This window comes from Pseudomonas sp. TH39(2020) (assembly GCF_016650715.1).
Classification (GTDB): domain Bacteria; phylum Pseudomonadota; class Gammaproteobacteria; order Pseudomonadales; family Pseudomonadaceae; genus Aquipseudomonas; species Aquipseudomonas mandelii_C.
The window spans coordinates 717,247-731,596 of sequence record NZ_JAEKFF010000008.1 but is presented as its reverse complement, the minus strand read 5'-3'; the positions used below and the strand labels follow the sequence as shown (position 1 = coordinate 731,596).

Below are 14,350 nucleotides of genomic sequence, written 5' to 3'. Positions count from 1 at the left end.
GACTGATAGTCAGTGAGGTTTCATAAGTAGTGATGGACCTGTTTCGCAGTGCCCCGATTGCTCAGCCCTTGGCCGCCCGTTTGCGCGCGGCCAATCTGGACGAGTACGTCGGTCAGGAACATCTGCTCGCTCGCGGCAAGCCTTTGCGCGAAGCGCTGGAGCAGGGTGCCTTGCACTCGATGATTTTCTGGGGCCCGCCGGGTGTGGGCAAGACTACCCTGGCGCGGCTGCTGGCGGAGGTCTCGGATGCGCACTTCGAAACGGTTTCGGCGGTGTTGGCCGGTGTAAAGGAAATCCGTCAGGCGGTGGAAATCGCCAAGCAGCAAGCCGGGCAGTACGGCCGGCGGACCATCCTGTTTGTCGACGAAGTGCATCGCTTCAACAAGTCCCAGCAGGATGCGTTCCTGCCGTACGTCGAAGACGGCACGCTGATTTTTATCGGCGCCACCACCGAAAATCCCTCATTCGAACTTAACAACGCGTTGCTCTCCCGGGCCCGCGTCTACGTGCTCAAAAGCCTCGACGAAGCGGCCCTGCGCAAACTGGTGCATCGCGCGCTGACTGAAGAGCGTGGCTTGGGCAAGCGGCAACTGACCCTCAGCGATGAAGGTTTCCAGATGCTGCTGTCGGCCGCCGATGGCGATGGCCGGCGTCTGCTCAACCTGCTGGAAAACGCCTCGGACCTGGCTGAAGACAACAGCGAGATCGGCGTCGACCTGCTGCAAAGCCTGCTCGGTGATACCCGCCGGCGTTTCGACAAGGGCGGCGAAGCGTTTTACGACCAGATTTCCGCGCTGCATAAGTCGGTGCGCGGCTCCAATCCCGACGGTGCACTGTACTGGTTCGCCCGAATGATCGACGGCGGTTGCGATCCGCTGTACCTGGCCCGGCGCGTGGTGCGCATGGCCAGCGAAGACATCGGTAACGCCGACCCCCGCGCCTTGAGCCTGTGCCTGGCAGCGTGGGAAGTGCAGGAACGCCTCGGCAGCCCGGAAGGGGAGTTGGCGGTGGCCCAGGCCATTACTTATCTGGCCTGCGCGCCGAAAAGCAACGCGGTGTACATGGGGTTCAAAGCCGCCATGCGCAGCGCCACCGAACACGGTTCGCTGGAAGTGCCGCTGCACCTGCGCAACGCGCCGACCAAGCTGATGAAGCAACTGGGTTATGGCGACGAATACCGTTACGCCCACGATGAGCCGGACGCTTACGCCGCTGGCGAAGACTATTTCCCGGAGGAGCTCGAGCCACAACCGTTTTATCAGCCAGTGCCGCGTGGCCTGGAGCTGAAGATCGGCGAGAAGCTCAATCACCTCGCGCAACTTGACCGTCTCAGCCCCCGGCAGCGGAGAAAATAGTGCTTCCATTAATCGTTGCGGTTTCCGTCGGCGGGATCGCCGGCACGCTGTTACGCTTTGCCACCAGTAACTGGATCAACGCTAATTGGCCGCGGCACTTCTATACCGCGACGCTGGCCGTTAATATCGTCGGCTGTTTGCTGATCGGCGTTCTATACGGTCTGTTTTTAATACGCCCGGAGGTGCCGATCGAGGTGCGCGCCGGGTTGATGGTTGGCTTCCTCGGGGGGCTGACGACTTTTTCATCTTTTTCACTGGATACGGTGCGCCTGCTTGAAAGCGGGCAGGTGCCGCTGGCCCTGGGCTATGCTGCCATCAGCGTATTCGGCGGGCTGCTCGCCACCTGGGCTGGCCTGTCCTTGACCAAACTTTGATAACGAGAGACCGACATGCTCGATTCCAAACTGTTACGTAGCAACCTTCAGGACGTAGCGGACCGCTTGGCATCCCGTGGCTACACGCTGGATGTTGCGCGCATCGAAGCGCTGGAAGAACAGCGCAAGACCGTCCAGACCCGCACCGAAGCACTGCAGGCTGACCGTAATGCGCGCTCCAAATCCATCGGCCAGGCGAAGCAACGCGGCGAAGACATCGCGCCGCTGATGGCCGACGTCGAGCGCATGGCGAACGAATTGAGCGCCGGTAAAGTCGAGCTGGACGCGATCCAGACCGATCTGGATTCGATCCTGCTCGGCATCCCGAACCTGCCGCACGAATCCGTGCCGATCGGTGATGACGAAGACGGCAACGTCGAAGTGCGCCGCTGGGGCACCCCGACCGCGTTCGATTTCCCGGTTCAGGACCACGTCGCCCTGGGCGAAAAATTCGGCTGGCTGGACTTCGAAACCGCCGCCAAGCTGTCCGGCGCCCGTTTCGCCCTGTTGCGTGGCCCGATTGCTCGGATGCACCGCGCCCTGGCGCAGTTCATGATCAACCTGCACACCAGCGAACACGGTTATGAAGAGGCCTACACGCCTTATCTGGTTCAAGCGCCGACGCTGCAAGGCACGGGTCAGCTGCCGAAGTTCGAAGAAGACCTGTTCAAGATCACTCGCGAAGGCGAAGCCGATCTGTACCTGATTCCGACCGCCGAAGTGTCGCTGACCAACATCGTCGCTGGCGAAATCGTCGATTCGAAACTGCTGCCGATCAAGTTCGTCGCCCACACCCCATGCTTCCGCAGTGAAGCCGGTGCGTCGGGTCGCGATACGCGCGGCATGATCCGTCAGCACCAGTTCGACAAGGTTGAAATGGTCCAGATCGTTGAGCCGTCGACCTCGATGGAAGCGCTGGAAGGCCTGACTGCCAACGCCGAAAAAGTCCTGCAATTGCTCGAGCTGCCTTATCGCACTATTGCGCTGTGCACCGGCGACATGGGCTTCAGCGCGGTCAAGACCTACGACCTGGAAGTGTGGATCCCGAGCCAGGACAAATACCGCGAGATTTCGTCGTGCTCCAACTGCGGTGATTTCCAGGCCCGCCGTATGCAAGCGCGTTTCCGCAACCCGGAAACCGGCAAGCCTGAACTGGTTCACACCCTGAACGGTTCCGGCCTGGCGGTCGGTCGTACCCTGGTGGCGGTGCTGGAAAACTACCAGCAAGCCGACGGTTCGATTCGTGTGCCGGACGTGCTGAAACCGTACATGGGTGGCCTTGAGGTCATCGGCTAAATGGACTATCTGCCGCTGTTCCATAACCTTCGCGGCAGTCGTGTCTTGGTCGTCGGCGGCGGGGAGATTGCCTTGCGCAAATCCCGCCTGCTGGCCGAAGCCGGTGCGCTGCTGCGGGTGGTCGCACCTGAAATCGAACCGCAACTGCGCGAACTGGTTGCCGGCAGTGGTGGCGAGTGTCTGGTGCGAGGCTACGTTGAGTCGGACCTGGACGGTTGCGGGCTGATCATCGCCGCCACCGACGACGAACCGCTGAACGCGCAAGTCTCCGCCGATGCCCATCGGCGTTGTGTGCCGGTCAACGTGGTGGACGCGCCAGCCTTGTGCAGCGTGATCTTCCCGGCGATCGTCGACCGTTCTCCTTTGATCGTAGCGGTCTCCAGCGGCGGCGACGCGCCGGTGCTGGCGCGGTTGATCCGCGCCAAACTGGAAACCTGGATTCCTTCCACCTACGGTCAACTGGCCGGCCTGGCAGCGCGTTTTCGCACCCAGGTCAAACACCTGTTCCCGGATGTGCAGCAGCGTCGGGCGTTCTGGGAAGATGTGTTCCAGGGCCCGATTGCCGACCGGCAACTGGCCGGGCAGGGCGCCGAAGCCGAGCGCTTGATGCTGGCGAAAATTGCCGGTGAAGCACCGACTGCAACGGGCGAAGTCTATTTGGTGGGCGCTGGCCCGGGTGATCCCGACCTGCTGACCTTCCGTGCCTTGCGTCTGATGCAGCAAGCCGATGTGGTGCTGTATGACCGCTTGGTGGCGCCGGCGATTCTGGATTTGTGCCGTCGCGATGCCGAGCGGGTTTACGTCGGCAAGCGGCGCGCCGATCACGCAGTGCCTCAGGATCAGATCAACCAGCAATTGGTGGATTTGGCCAAGCAAGGCAAGCGGGTCGTGCGGTTGAAGGGCGGTGATCCGTTCATCTTCGGTCGCGGCGGCGAAGAGATCGAAGAACTGGCGGCCCATGGCATCCCGTTCCAGGTGGTGCCGGGTATCACCGCGGCCAGCGGTTGCGCGGCGTATGCCGGGATTCCGCTGACTCACCGCGATTACGCGCAGTCTGTGCGTTTTGTCACCGGGCACCTGAAGGACGGTTCCACCGATTTGCCGTGGGCCGACCTGGTCGCGCCGGCGCAAACCCTGGTGTTTTACATGGGGTTGGTGGGTTTGCCGATCATCTGCGAACAGTTGATCAAGCATGGTCGCGCGGCGGATACGCCAGCGGCGTTGATCCAGCAGGGCACCACGGTCAATCAGCGGGTGTTTACCGGCACCTTGGCCGATTTGCCAAGTCTGGTGGCGGAGCATGAAGTGCATGCGCCGACGCTGGTGATCGTTGGGGAAGTGGTGCAGTTGCGCGAGAAACTGGCGTGGTTTGAGGGCGCTCAGGCGCAAGTCTAGAGACCGCGTCGCCCCCTTCGCGAGCAGGCTCGCTCCCACACTGGATCTGTGTCGTTCACAAATCCCCTGTGGGAGCGAGCCTGCTCGCGATGGGGCCTTAAAATCCAGCCCAAAACCTCAGGCCCTGCGCCAAACCCCTTTCCCGCTCAACCGCTCCCGATCATGGGCCGCGGTGAAATCCTGCGCCGGCCCTTTTGGCACAACGCCCGTCGGATTGATGGTCTTGTGGCTGCCGTAGTAGTGATTCTTGATGTGCTCAAAATCCACCGTCTCGGCAATCCCCGGCCACTGATAAATCTCCCGCAGCCAGTTCGACAGATTCGGATAATCGGCAATCCGTCGCAGGTTGCACTTGAAGTGCCCGTAATACACCGCGTCAAAGCGAATCAACGTGGTGAACAGCCGAATATCCGCTTCCGTCAGATATTCACCGACCAGGTAACGGTTCTCGCCTAACAGCAACTCCAGCCGATCCAGTTCGGCAAACACATCATCGAACGCCTCTTCATACGCCTGCTGCGACGTGGCAAACCCTGCGCGGTACACCCCATTGTTCACCGCCGGATAAATCCGTTCGTTCAGCGCGTCGATCTCGCCCCGCAGCGGCGCCGGGTAGAAATCCAGGTCATTACCGGTCAAATCATCGAAGGCGCCATTGAACATGCGGATGATCTCCGCCGATTCATTGTTGACGATGCGATTCTGTTGTTTATCCCAGAGCACCGGCACCGTGACGCGGCCGGTGTAGTCGGCGGTATCGGCGGTGTAGCGCTGGTGCATGAAATTGAAGTGATCGAGTTTGTCGCCGGTTGATCCGAGGTTCTGGTCGAAGGTCCAGCCGTTTTCCAGCATCAGCCAACTGACCACCGAGACGTCGATGAGGCTTTCGAGGCCTTTGAGTTTGCGCAGGATCAGTGTGCGGTGAGCCCATGGACAGGCGAGGGACACGTAGAGGTGATAACGGCCGGTGTCGGCCGCAAAGCCACCGACACCGGTCGGGCCGGGCTTGCCGTCGGCGGTCAGCCAGTTACGACGCTGCGCTTGTTCACGCTGGAACGTACCGTCCTTGCCGCTTTCGTACCACTGGTCATGCCAGCGACCTTCAACTAACAAACCCATGTTCAAGACTCCTCAGCCAATAAGCGTTGGAGAGGAGTCTATTCGCATAGGTTCGATAAAAAAGCGCAAAGGTTGGGCGCTTATGATCGGTTAAATCGATTTGTCCCGAGCGTCCCAATATTGCTGGGCGGTTTCGAAGGCGTGTTCGCGGGTTTGGCCGAGGCCGCGCAAGGCCAGGGCCATGGTCGAGATCAACGCCATTTGCGGATAGCTGTCGACTACGTCGCCACGCCACACGGCTTTCAAATGCTCGGGATCGAGGGTGGCCGGTTTGACGTGGCGTTGTGCCGACAACTGTGGCCATTCCTCGTCCCAGCTTTCGCCGCCAGTGGTGCCGTACAAGTGACTGTCGGCGTCCGGGTTGATCTCGATTTCGCCGCCGTCGCCTTTCACCACGATCGCGGTGTCGCCGAGCAAGCCGCTGGCATCGCGATGCACAGCCTGGTAACCGGGGTGGAAAATGCTTTGCAGGCCACAGCGAGCACCCAACGGATTGAGAATTCGCGCCAGGGAGTGGATAGGCGAACGCAGACCCAATGTATTACGCAGGTCGATCATTCGTTGCAGCTGCGGTGCCCAATCCACCAGCGGCATGAAGGCCAGACCGCCGTTATCCAGTGCGTCGCCGACCTGCTGCCAGTCGCGGCACAACGGGATCTTCAACTCATCCAACAGTTGCTCGCTATAGAGCCGACCCGCCGTGTGTGCGCCGCCGCCATGCATGAAAATGCGCAGACCATTTTGCGCCAGGCATTTGGCCGCCAGCAGATACCACGGCAGATGACGCTTCTTGCCGGCGTAGGTTGGCCAGTCCAGATCCACATTCAACTTCGGTGCCTGTAAACGTTCGCGCAACGCTTCGGTAAAACCCGCCATCTCCTCAGCGCTTTCTTCCTTGTGCCGCAACAGCATCAGGAAGGCGCCGAGCTGGGTGTCTTCGACCTTGTGGTCGAGCACCATGCCCATGGCTTCGCGGGCTTCCTCGCGGGTCAAGTCGCGGGCGCCGCGTTTGCCCTTGCCGAGAATGCGCACGAACTGGGCGAACGGGTGTTCGGGGGGTGTTTCGAGGGTCAGCGCAGGGTAGTCGGTCATAAGCAATTCGTCGGTTTGGGCAGGCCCGCCAGTTTCGCGGCGAGTTTGGCAGGGGTGCCTTTGAACAGTCGGTTCAGGTGCAGGCTGTTGCCCTTTTCCGGGCCCAGCTTCGTTGCGGTGTACTTGATCAGCGGACGGGTGGCCGGCGACAGCTGGAATTCGGCGTAGAAGCTGCGCAGCAGTTCGAGGATTTCCCAGTGTTCGGGGCTCAACTCGATGTCTTCGGCGGCTGCCAGGGCGCTGGCCACCTCGGAGGACCAGTCGCTCAGTTCTACCAGGAAACCGTCCTTGTCCAACTCGATGGCGCGTGCGCCGACCGTCAGGGATTTCATAGCCAACTGTTGACCTTGTCGTAGTGAATCGACAGCTCGACGAAGGCCGGGTAATCGATGGCCTTGGCCGTGTCAGGAATCTCCAGCGCGCGAGCCTGGACGTCTTCGGCCAGTACGAACAGTTTCAGAGTGCGGGCGTTCAGCGCATTGAATGGCGCGGTGCCTGGTTGCAACGCATAAACCGCGTCGCCAGTCAGCAGAAGCGCATCGTCAGCGCCCATCAAGCGCAGGCAACTGGTCAAGCGATCGTCGCCGAACGGGGAATGAGACAACACATGCAAAGTCGACATCAGAGGGTGATCACCTGGTCGTAACGGTCAATAAGTGCGGTGATTTCGTGGGCGGCCAGCACCTGCGCTTCTTCCAGCGACAAGCCAGCCAGGTTCAGACCCCGTTCCGCAACGCTGTCGCCACAGACAAACAGCTCGTCGACACCGAACATCGGCAAGGCTTGCAGGTTGGCGCTCAGGTCCTTCTGCTGAAGGGCCTTGGCATCCTGTTTCGCGGCGAGCTGGAACACCCCGTCATCGAGAAACAGCAGGCCGATCGGCAGATCAAAGGCTCCGCCGGCCAGCACGATATCCAGCGCTTCCCGCGCACTCGGTCCGGACCAGGGCGCCTGACGGCTGATAATCAGCAAGGATTTAGGCATCTCACGCGCCTCCGAAACAAATCAGGCGGTCGGCGTCCTGCACCGCGTCATGCAACTGGCCCAGACCAGACAGTTCCCACGGCGCGCCCACCGCAACGGCTTCACGCTGATAGCGCCCGGCTTCTTCTTCGTTCAACACGCCACGACGCAGGGCGGCCGCGATACACACGACACCATCCAGTTGATGCTCGGTGACGAAGTTGCGCCATTGCTTGGGCAAATCCTGCTCATCCTGCGGCGTGACCACGCTGCCGGAGGCGTTGTAGACGCCGTCCTGATAGAAAAACAGCCGGACAATCTCATGCCCACCGGCCAGCGCAGCCTGGGCGAACAGCAAGGCGCGGCGCGAGGAGGGCGCATGGGCGGCGGAAAACAGCGCGATGGCGAACTTCATGACGGACTCGATCAGTAAAACTGCGGCCATGATAAAGCTTTATCGCCGGGGGGGCTAAATGGGTTTTCCCTTGGGACCGAGTCGCACCCTTCGCGAGCAGGCTCGCTCCCACAAGGGATTTGTGTCGTACATAGCATTGAAATCCACCACGAAACCCCTGTGGGAGCGAGCCTGCTCGCGAAAGGGGCCTGACAGACACCGCCCAATTCAGCGCGGCATATAACCCAACTGCCAGCGCTGCGGGATTTTCAACGACAGCAGCCCGACCAGGCCGGCCAGCAGACCGCTGACAAACAGGGCGCTGAGCCCCAGGTGATGTTCCAGCACGGCGCCGAGTATTGCGCCGGCAAACATCCCGGTCCAGGGGATCAGTTGCACGCGCCAACCGTTGCGCCGTTCGCCGAGCATCCAGCGTCCCAGCCCACGGCCGAAGCGCGACAGGGCGCCGGTGACGTAGGTCAGGCCGACCGGCAGGCCGTTCACTTCTTCCACGGCGGCATTGAGCATGCCCATGGCGATGATCGCCGCCAGCAGCGCTGGCAATTGTTCGTCGTAGGGCCAGGCAGCGGCGCCGCAGAGCAGCGTGGCGATGCACAGCAGCAAGGGCAGCGCCCGACGGCCGCCGAGGCGGCTGACGACAATCCCCAAGGCGTTGCCGACGATGAAGGTGCCGACGAGGATTACCAGGCGCAAGGTCAGGCCCAGGTTGCCGTCGCTGATGGCGACGGCGAGGCGGGTGGTGTTGCCGCTCATGAACGAGACGAAATCGCCGCTGGCCATGAAACCGATGGCGTCGGTCATGCCAGCGAGCACGGAGAGGCTGGCCACCAGCGACATGCCGATGCGTCCGCGCCATTTGCGGGTATGCAGGTGGCCAGGACTGGCGCGGTCAGTTGAGAGGGATGGCAACATCAGCGAAGGTCGTCCTCAGGCAGCGACCGAAATGGTCACTTACTCAATCCATATAACTCGCAGTACTCCAGCCAGTCCATGCCGGCCATCTCGGCCACTTCCTTGTGCACTTCCATGCGCTGTGCCTGATAGTCCTCGGACGTCGCCGCAGTCAGTTGCAGCGTCAGCTCCCAGGCAAACAATCCCAGGCGTTCGGCCTCGGCTTCGAAAGCTTCATGCAAGCGCTCGTCGCGGTACTGCGCCGCGGTTTCGCCCTTGGCCTGAGCCAACAAAGGGTTGAGGTTGTCGAGTTCGACGCGCAGCTCAGGGCGCTCATCGAGAAACTTCTTCAGCGCTTGCTCGTGTTGCTGTTCGGTTGCCGCCATGGTCGCTCCTTGAGGCTGGATTACGAAGACTGCTTCTTGCTGGCCTTGGCCGCTGCTGCCAGGCACTCGAGGGCAAACTGCTCGGGATACGTCATTTGAATCGGCGTGGTTTCACCTTTGACGGTTCTTTCGCCGTCGAGGATGTAACGAATCCGCTTGTCGGTGACGCCAATTCGCTTGGCAATCCAGGACGGTGTCTGACCGATCTGGCTGATCAGCTTGTCGGCATATTCAGCGGTCGGTTTGTAATATTCGGCGTTGGGTGTCATGACCTTTCCAGAAAATAAGCCCGGAAAACGGGCGATGCGGTGTTAATGGCGCGACAGGGTGCGCGAATCGTCACTCGGTGTCGCGGTATAAATGAAGTAAAGCAGAACGATACGCCGTGCCGCGGTGATACAGTCCGCTTTTTCTTGATGAGCGAACGCAATGCGAATTCTGATGGTGGCGCTGGCCGTAACGTTGCTGGCGGGATGCGCGGGCTCGGCGATGAACGACGCCCGCACTGGAACCCCGTACAAAACCCTGACGTCGGATAAGCCGGAAAAAGTCGTTGCCCAGTGTGTGCAGTTTTCCTGGCAGGACGAGGCGGTGTTCGGTGTCGATGCTGGCGCGTATTTGCAGCCGGGCAAGAAGGGCGGTTCTACCGTTTACACGCGCTCGGCGGAGTCCTTTGTGGACGTGACGACCGATGCATCCGGTACGGTGTTGAGTTATTACGCGCAGCATGACGACTTTGTCGCCAAGCGCCGACTGGCGGCGTTGGCGACCTGCCTATAAGTCGTTCAGCTATTGATCAGGCGCTTCTGGAAAAAGAAGCGCGTGTGGCCCGGCGGGTAGTCAGCGATCTGGCCTAACTCGCTGTAGCCGAGCTTCCTGTAGAACTCCGGCGCCTGGAAGTCGAAGGTGTCGAGCCAGATTCCGATGCATTCCTTTTCCCGTGCCAGGTCTTCAGCCATCTGCATCAGCTTCGTGCCCATGCCCTGTCCCCGGGCTTGTTCTGGCACCGACAGCAATTCGATGAATAACCACCGGTAAAAAAACCTGCCATAGAGCCCTCCGAGGATTTCGCCGCTGTCGTCGCGTACCAGCAAGGCGATCGGCTGCGAGTTCGCCTCTCCCGCCTGCGCGGCGTTATAGGCGCGCAATGGCGTGAGGATCGCCTCACGGTCTTCATTCGTGGGGTTTTGCGATAACTCGACTCGCAGGGTCATGGCTATATCCTTATGGCGGTGAAGTGGCAGCCTATCTCGGTCGCGAGCCTTGTTCCATCCCCTGAGAACAAGTGGAACCGTCGTCATCGCGCAGATGTCTAGCCTAAACAGCGTCATTCCAGAACGCGGCCTATGAGGACCCTCCGTGAATATTTTCGAAGCCTTGCGCGAAAGCCACGACCGCCAACGCACCTACGCCGAGGCACTGATCCAGACCAGCGGCGACACCCCCGAGCGAGTCGAGGCTTACAAGCAACTCAAGTCCGAACTCCAGGCCCACGAAACCGCTGAAGAGCGGCATTTCTACATCCCGCTGATGGAGTTCGATAACGGCGTCGACCTCAGCCGTCATGCCATTTCAGAACATCACGAGATGGATGAAATGATGGAGGAACTGGACGAGACCGAGATGTCCAGCCCCGCCTGGCTGGCGACTGCGAAGAAGCTCGCCGAGAAGGTCAATCATCACCTGGAAGAGGAAGAGCAAAAGTTCTTCCAGATGGCCGGCAAGCTACTTGACGACAAACAGAAAGAGACGCTGGCGGGCCAGTATGAGAAGGAATACAAGGCGCAACTGTCTTAGCGCCAGGCTTTCGTTTTCGCCTAAGATGTGCGCCTTCTGACGAAAAAAGGGATGCATTGTCATGTCGAACACAGCCGAACGGGTCAACCTCATCGAGTCCCAGGTGTTGTCCCACGACTGGTACCTGCTCAAGAAAATCACCTTCGATTACCGGCGCAACAACGGCGAATGGCAACGCCAGACCCGCGAGGTCTATGACCGTGGCAACGGCGCGGCGATTTTGCTGTTCAACCGCGAAAAGAAAACCGTCGTACTGACCCGGCAATTCAGGTTGCCGGTGTTCGTCAACGGCCACGATGGGTTGCTGATCGAAGTGGCGGCGGGGCTGCTCGAAGGTGCGGCGCCTGAAGAGCGCATCCGCGAAGAAGCCGAGGAAGAAACCGGTTATCGCGTGCACCATGTGCACAAGGTGTTTGAGGCCTACATGAGCCCCGGCTCGGTGACTGAAAAACTGCATTTCTTCATCGCCGAATACGATGCCGCTTCCAAGGTCAGTGATGGCGGCGGACTGGAGGAGGAGACCGAGGAACTGGAAGTGCTGGAGTGGAAGTTCGATGACGCACTTGAGGCGTTTTATCGCGGGGAAATCTGCGATGCGAAGACCATCATGTTGCTGCAGTATGCGGCGATGAAAAACATCTTCACCGCAGCCTAATCAAGGTAGCAGCTGTCGAGCCTGCGAGGCTGCGTCCGGCTGCGCAGCAGTCGCAAAACCATTCACCGCGCTGTTCCGGATAAACCGTGGCGCCTGAGTTTGCGACTGCTTCGCAGCCGGACGCAGCCTCGCAGGCTCGGCAGCTGCTACAGGTCGCGTTACGGCTGATCAGAACAAATCGCCTGTCCTGCCGGCCCCTGACCATTCGCATCCTTCCAGCGTCAGCAGCTGCTCCTTCGCCTCAAGTCCACCGGCAAACCCGGTGAGTTTCCCCGAAGCGCCGATCACCCGATGACACGGCGCAACAATCGAGATCGGGTTCTTGCCATTCGCCGCACCCACCGCCCTCACTGCACTGGGATTGCCGATCTGCCGGGCTATCTCGCTATAACTGCGGGTCTCGCCAAACGGAATGGTCAGCAGCGCTGCCCAGACCTTCTTCTGAAATTCCGTCCCGGCAAACTCCAGATCCAGGTCGAAACGACTGCGCGTGCCCGCAAAGTATTCCCGCAGCTGCTGAGCGGTGCGCATCAGGATCGGATTATCCGGTGCCTCGCGCATCGGGCCGAGCCGCACCCGGTCGGGTTTGTCGTTTTCCCAGAGGATGGCTGCCAGTCGCGAGCCGTTTGCGACCAGCTTCAGCTCGCCCACCGGCGTGGCGAGGGTGATGAAGGTGTAACTCATGCCGGTGGACTCCGTAAAAGTGCTGAGCAGAGGCCAAGCATACTGCCTCGACGAGGAGGCGCAATACGCAATCCCAGCCATACTTGCCTGTGCTCTTGAAGCCTTCCCTCTGTTTTTGTACAGAGCCTAAAAACAAAAAGAGACCGACTCATGAAGTTCGAACCTTTTGCCAAAACGCTGATTGCGACCTCATTGGCGCTCAGCTGCCTCAGTGCTTACGCGGCCTCCGTGGCGCCGGTCGCGGCCGAAAACGGCATGGTCGTCACCGCCCAGCATCTGGCCAGTCACGTGGGCGTCGATGTGCTCAAGAACGGCGGCAACGCCGTCGATGCCGCGGTAGCGGTCGGTTATGCGCTGGCGGTGGTTTATCCCGCGGCGGGCAACCTGGGCGGCGGCGGTTTCATGACCATTCAGTTGGCGGACGGGCGCAAGACCTTCCTCGACTTCCGCGAAAAAGCCCCGCTGGCCGCCACCGCCGACATGTACCTCGACAAGGAGGGCAACGTCGTCCCTGACCTGAGCACCCGTGGCCATCTGGCCGTTGGCGTGCCGGGCACCGTGTCCGGTATGGAGCTGGCGCTGAAGAAATACGGCACCAAACCGCGCAAGGAAGTGATCGCCCCGGCCATCAAGCTCGCCGAAGACGGTTTTGTGCTGGAGCAGGGCGATGTCGAGTTGCTGGAATACGCCACTGACGTGTTCAAGAAGGACATCAAGGATTCCGGTGCGATCTTCCTGAGCAACGGCGAGCCGATGCAAGTCGGTCAGAAACTGGTGCAAAAAGACCTCGGAAAAACCCTGCGGGAAATCTCCGAAAAGGGCGCCGACGGCTTCTATAAAAGCTGGGTGGCCGATGCGATCGTCACCTCCAGTCAGGCCAACAAAGGCATCATCACCCAGGCCGACCTCGACAAATACAAGACCCGCGAACTGGCCCCGATTGAATGCGATTACCGCGGCTACCATGTGGTCTCGGCACCGCCGCCAAGCTCCGGCGGGGTAGTGATTTGCGAGATCATGAACATCCTCGACGGTTACCCGATGAAAGACCTTGGCTACCACTCGGCCCAGGGCATGCACTACCAGATCGAAGCCATGCGCCACGCTTATGTGGACCGCAACAGCTACCTGGGCGACCCGGACTTTGTGAAAAACCCGATCGCCCATTTGCTGGATAAAAACTACGCCACCAAAATCCGCACCGCCATCGATCCGCAAAAGGCCGGTGTGTCCCGCGAGCTCAAACCCGGCGTAGCGCCCCATGAAGGCAGCAACACCACCCATTACTCTATCGTCGATAAATGGGGCAACGCGGTCTCGGTGACCTACACCTTGAACGACTGGTTCGGCGCCGGCGTCATGGCCAGCAAAACCGGGGTCATCCTCAACGACGAAATGGACGATTTCACCTCGAAAATCGGCGTGCCAAACATGTACGGCCTGGTGCAAGGGGAGGCCAACGCCATCGCGCCCGGCAAGGCACCGCTGTCGTCCATGAGCCCGACCATCGTCACCAAGGACGGCAAAGTGGTAATGGTGGTCGGCACCCCCGGCGGCAGTCGCATCATCACCGCAACCTTGTTGACTATGCTCAACGTGATCGACTACGGGATGAACATCCAGGAAGCGGTCGATGCACCGCGTTTCCACCAGCAGTGGTTGCCGGAAGAGACCAACCTTGAGACCTTCACTACCAGCCCCGATACGGTGAAGATGCTCGAAAGCTGGGGGCACAAGTTTGCCGGACCACAGGACGCCAACCATGTGGCGGCGATTCTGGTCGGTGCACCGTCGCTGGAAGGCAAACCGGTGGGCAAAAACCGCTTCTATGGGGCGAACGATCCACGTCGTAACACTGGGTTGTCGCTCGGTTATTGAGGGTTGTTTTTCAAAGGGGACGGATCTATTTTTCGTCCCCTGATCCACTG

General features: G+C 60.4%; 19 protein-coding genes. 8 read left to right on the top strand and 11 right to left on the bottom strand.

Features of this window, described 5'->3' with window-relative positions; translation table 11 throughout:
• The first annotated feature begins 32 nt into the window (after positions 1–32).
• Genes JFU47_RS31680 through cysG form a run of 4 tightly spaced genes read left to right on the top strand, consistent with a single transcriptional unit; the run spans position 33 to position 4,420 of the window.
• Positions 33–1,355 carry a replication-associated recombination protein A gene (locus JFU47_RS31680; RefSeq protein WP_111448954.1) on the top strand — a complete coding sequence of 441 codons (1,323 nt, stop codon included), beginning with the start codon at positions 33–35 and terminating at the stop codon, positions 1,353–1,355.
• Complete coding sequence (gene crcB / locus JFU47_RS31675) at positions 1,355–1,729, top strand: fluoride efflux transporter CrcB (RefSeq protein ID WP_123366313.1); 375 nt, start codon at positions 1,355–1,357, stop codon at positions 1,727–1,729. The genes JFU47_RS31680 and crcB overlap by 1 nt, the downstream gene beginning before the upstream one ends.
• Before the next feature lie 15 nt (positions 1,730–1,744).
• Positions 1,745–3,025, top strand: coding sequence for a serine--tRNA ligase (gene serS, locus JFU47_RS31670; protein ID WP_123366314.1), 1,281 nt, complete (start codon positions 1,745–1,747; stop codon positions 3,023–3,025).
• Positions 3,026–4,420 carry a siroheme synthase CysG gene (gene cysG / locus JFU47_RS31665; RefSeq protein WP_201188302.1) on the top strand — a complete coding sequence of 465 codons (1,395 nt, stop codon included), beginning with the start codon at positions 3,026–3,028 and terminating at the stop codon, positions 4,418–4,420. It begins immediately after the preceding gene.
• Positions 4,421–4,537: 117 nt separating this feature from the next.
• Here the strand turns inward: cysG and JFU47_RS31660 are convergent, their stop codons facing one another.
• The 9 genes from JFU47_RS31660 to JFU47_RS31620 form a co-directional block, all read right to left on the bottom strand.
• Positions 4,538–5,539, bottom strand: a complete 1,002-nt coding sequence (locus tag JFU47_RS31660; protein WP_201188300.1) for a glutathione S-transferase family protein — start codon at positions 5,537–5,539, stop codon at positions 4,538–4,540.
• 90 nt (positions 5,540–5,629) lie between these two features.
• The gene (locus JFU47_RS31655; RefSeq protein WP_201188298.1) at positions 5,630–6,631 is read right to left on the bottom strand and encodes a glycosyl transferase family protein; all 1,002 of its coding nucleotides are present in this window, start codon (positions 6,629–6,631) and stop codon (positions 5,630–5,632) included.
• Positions 6,628–6,963 (bottom strand): TusE/DsrC/DsvC family sulfur relay protein, encoded by a 336-nt coding sequence (locus tag JFU47_RS31650; protein ID WP_140680010.1) that lies wholly within the window; start codon positions 6,961–6,963, stop codon positions 6,628–6,630. Before JFU47_RS31650 ends, JFU47_RS31655 begins: the two co-directional genes overlap by 4 nt.
• Entirely contained in the window at positions 6,960–7,253 is a 294-nt protein-coding gene (gene tusB, locus JFU47_RS31645) for a sulfurtransferase complex subunit TusB (protein ID WP_123366318.1), read from the bottom strand. Before tusB ends, JFU47_RS31650 begins: the two co-directional genes overlap by 4 nt.
• Positions 7,253–7,615, bottom strand: coding sequence for a sulfurtransferase complex subunit TusC (tusC, locus tag JFU47_RS31640; protein ID WP_201188296.1), 363 nt, complete (start codon positions 7,613–7,615; stop codon positions 7,253–7,255). The genes tusB and tusC overlap by 1 nt, the downstream gene beginning before the upstream one ends.
• 1 nt (position 7,616) lies before the next feature.
• Positions 7,617–8,009 (bottom strand): sulfurtransferase complex subunit TusD, encoded by a 393-nt coding sequence (gene tusD, locus JFU47_RS31635; protein WP_008154829.1) that lies wholly within the window; start codon positions 8,007–8,009, stop codon positions 7,617–7,619.
• Positions 8,010–8,216: 207 nt separating this feature from the next.
• Positions 8,217–8,921, bottom strand: a complete 705-nt coding sequence (locus tag JFU47_RS31630) for a YoaK family protein (RefSeq protein WP_201188294.1) — start codon at positions 8,919–8,921, stop codon at positions 8,217–8,219.
• A gap of 35 nt (positions 8,922–8,956) precedes the next feature.
• Complete coding sequence (locus tag JFU47_RS31625) at positions 8,957–9,286, bottom strand: DUF6388 family protein (protein WP_140680003.1); 330 nt, start codon at positions 9,284–9,286, stop codon at positions 8,957–8,959.
• Positions 9,287–9,306: 20 nt separating this feature from the next.
• Positions 9,307–9,555 (bottom strand): hypothetical protein, encoded by a 249-nt coding sequence (locus tag JFU47_RS31620; RefSeq protein ID WP_008154823.1) that lies wholly within the window; start codon positions 9,553–9,555, stop codon positions 9,307–9,309.
• A gap of 160 nt (positions 9,556–9,715) precedes the next feature.
• Here JFU47_RS31620 and JFU47_RS31615 point away from each other — a divergent pair, with 160 nt between their 5' ends.
• Positions 9,716–10,066, top strand: coding sequence for a hypothetical protein (locus tag JFU47_RS31615; RefSeq protein WP_201188292.1), 351 nt, complete (start codon positions 9,716–9,718; stop codon positions 10,064–10,066).
• Positions 10,067–10,071: 5 nt separating this feature from the next.
• On the opposite strand, the gene JFU47_RS31610 is transcribed toward JFU47_RS31615, so the two are convergent.
• The gene (locus JFU47_RS31610) at positions 10,072–10,500 is read right to left on the bottom strand and encodes a GNAT family N-acetyltransferase (RefSeq protein ID WP_201188290.1); all 429 of its coding nucleotides are present in this window, start codon (positions 10,498–10,500) and stop codon (positions 10,072–10,074) included.
• Positions 10,501–10,645: 145 nt separating this feature from the next.
• Here JFU47_RS31610 and JFU47_RS31605 point away from each other — a divergent pair, with 145 nt between their 5' ends.
• The gene (locus JFU47_RS31605) at positions 10,646–11,083 is read left to right on the top strand and encodes a hemerythrin domain-containing protein (protein ID WP_123366323.1); all 438 of its coding nucleotides are present in this window, start codon (positions 10,646–10,648) and stop codon (positions 11,081–11,083) included.
• A gap of 61 nt (positions 11,084–11,144) precedes the next feature.
• Complete coding sequence (locus tag JFU47_RS31600; protein WP_201188288.1) at positions 11,145–11,738, top strand: NUDIX domain-containing protein; 594 nt, start codon at positions 11,145–11,147, stop codon at positions 11,736–11,738.
• A 168-nt stretch (positions 11,739–11,906) separates the two neighbouring features.
• Here the strand turns inward: JFU47_RS31600 and JFU47_RS31595 are convergent, their stop codons facing one another.
• Positions 11,907–12,422, bottom strand: coding sequence for a methylated-DNA--[protein]-cysteine S-methyltransferase (locus JFU47_RS31595; RefSeq protein ID WP_201188286.1), 516 nt, complete (start codon positions 12,420–12,422; stop codon positions 11,907–11,909).
• Positions 12,423–12,572: 150 nt separating this feature from the next.
• On the opposite strand from JFU47_RS31595, the gene ggt reads away from it, so the two are divergent.
• On the top strand, positions 12,573–14,300 hold the full coding sequence (ggt, locus tag JFU47_RS31590; RefSeq protein ID WP_201188284.1) for a gamma-glutamyltransferase: 1,728 nt from the start codon (positions 12,573–12,575) through the stop codon (positions 14,298–14,300).
• The last annotated feature ends 50 nt before the right edge of the window (positions 14,301–14,350 follow it).